Genomic DNA, 2177 nt, shown 5'->3' with positions numbered 1-2177 from the left:
AAATGAAAAACCCCGGGGTCCGAATCCCGGGGTTTTTCGTGTCCTAGTGTTATACTGTGCCTTCACACTGTTAATTAGTTTACTTTTTTTAAGTGAATTGTACAAGTAGTTAGAAAATCACGTCAAAAAAATGTCACAATTTCGTCACAAAATAAGACTTTTCTTCTAAATGGCTTGTAAATCTTTTTTTAGCTGTTCCACTGATCTTTCCCACATGCCTGCGTCATGGTTTTTCAGAAAATCAGCCAGCACCTTTTTGGATTTCTCGTCCATATGATCCACGATAATATGTTTTTTAATCGATTTATCCATGCGGTTCACATGCTCGGGAAGCGATTTGTAGCCCCGGCGGATCTCCCTGTCAACCGTCATTTCACACGCTGTAACGCCTGCATAGTAGGCGCCTCCCTCTTTGCGGCCAATGGTAATCCAAATCAGCCAGTACGGTTTCCCGTTTGGCACTTCCTCTTTGCTTTTTAAAAACTTGATGCCTCTTTCAACCGGGCTGCGTGCATGCATGGCACCCACTTCAATAGACGCCTCCCCGGCATCCACATCAATGATAACCGGTGTTACATTATCAAGACTCAGAGTGCCGACTCCGAATCCGCCATGTCCATCAGTCGGGTCGCTCTTAATAATATTAAAATCGACTTTCTTTTTCTTTTTTTCTTCCATGTTCACGTCCTCCTATGCAAGTACTAGGTTCTTATTATTATGTCATAAATAATTCATAGAAAAAATCATTTAAGCCGCTCGCCAGAACCGGCAATACGGAGTTGAAAATCGGCTGGATGGTATATTGATCCAGCGGGGTAATGACAAGAATCAGGAATATCACCGAGCCATACGCCTCAAACTGAGTCATTTTCGGACGAATACGGGCTGGCGCCAAATCCTCAATAATTCTGTAGCCGTCGAGCGGCGGAAACGGCAGCAGGTTGAATACAAACAGCACTAAATTCAGCTGAATAAAGATGTTCAGAAAATCTGCCACAAACGTTGGAAATGAGGCGGCGAGCCCTGTTCCTGCAAGAGCATACCAGATGAAAAAGCCCAGAACAGCCATCACCAGATTGGATATCGGCCCCGCAATGGAGACAGAGATCCCGGCAAGCTTCGGATTTTTGAAAAAGAAGCGGTTGACCGGTACAGGCCTGGCCCATCCGAAACCGGCAATAAAAATCAGGATCGTCCCAATCGGATCCAGATGCTGCATGGGATTTAACGTTAATCTTCCCTGGTTTTTTGCAGTGGGATCCCCAAACTTATAAGCCATATAAGCATGGGCAAATTCATGAACCGTAAAGGCAACCATCAACGTTACCGCCACATAGGGAATCTCCCTCAGAGAAAACGCCAAAAATTGTTCCAAAAGCCAAAACTCCCTCTCCTGCCTGCTAAAAAGCCAGGCTTTATTTATAACATACTATGTAGAAAATGCCGCTTCTATTTACCTAAAAGTATACATGAACGCCTGGTCAAAGGGAATCAGGCTTGCACATTGCCGGAAAAAGTGGAAAAATACAAGCAAGCATACATAATGAGGAGGAAACGAAATGCCATATGTAACAGTAAAAATGCTTGAAGGCCGCACTGAAGAGCAGAAAAAAGCACTCGCTGAAAAAGTAACTGCGGCCGTCAGCGAAACAACGGGCGCACCTGAAGACAAAATTGTGGTATTCATTGAAGAAATGACCAAAAATCACTATGCTGTCGGCGGAAAACGCTTAAGCGACCAGTAAAATTTCGGAAAAAGGGCAGTTTCCTGTAAAGGGGACTGCTTTTTTTGCATTTGGGGATGTTTTATTTGCGGATAGCCCGATCCTATTTGCGGATAAGGCGTTTTTTCTTTCGTATAAAGAGATTCTGTGCGGATAACAGGGATTTCTGTGCGGATAGCCCAAATTTCTGTGCGTCTAGCCCGATTTCTGTGCGCATAACAATTTTTCTGTGCGGATAGCTGCGCTTAACCAGATTTCTATGCGGTTAGACACTTTACAGCCCCCAAAAAAGTCGGGTTAAGCACCTGCAGCTTTCGGCGAAACAACCGGAGCACTTGATGACAAAATCGCCGTTCTTATCGAATAAATGACCAAAAACCACTACGCTGTCGGCGGAAAACGCTTAAGCGATCAGCAAAATTTCGAAAAAAAAGGGGCAGTTTCCTGTAATGG

3 protein-coding genes are annotated in these 2177 nt (G+C 44.3%); 1 reads left to right on the top strand and 2 read right to left on the bottom strand.

Annotated elements, in window-relative coordinates:
* Positions 1–165 precede the first annotated feature (165 nt).
* Positions 166–678: a YwhD family protein gene (locus AC6CHU_RS25815; protein ID WP_159863498.1), complete on the bottom strand. Its 513-nt coding sequence runs from the start codon at positions 676–678 to the stop codon at positions 166–168.
* A 37-nt stretch (positions 679–715) separates the two neighbouring features.
* A complete protein-coding gene (locus AC6CHU_RS25810) occupies positions 716–1375 on the bottom strand; it encodes a site-2 protease family protein (RefSeq protein ID WP_498123154.1) in 660 nt (219 codons plus the stop codon).
* 184 nt (positions 1376–1559) lie between these two features.
* Between AC6CHU_RS25810 and thmT the strand changes: the two genes are divergently transcribed.
* A complete protein-coding gene (gene thmT / locus AC6CHU_RS25805; RefSeq protein ID WP_159863500.1) occupies positions 1560–1745 on the top strand; it encodes a 2-hydroxymuconate tautomerase in 186 nt (61 codons plus the stop codon).
* Positions 1746–2177 lie beyond the last annotated feature (432 nt).

The sequence above is a fragment of the Cytobacillus sp. GQ23 genome, from assembly GCF_059758675.1.
The sequence above is the reverse complement of the archived record's forward strand: the minus strand, read 5'-3'. Positions and strand labels throughout refer to the sequence as shown.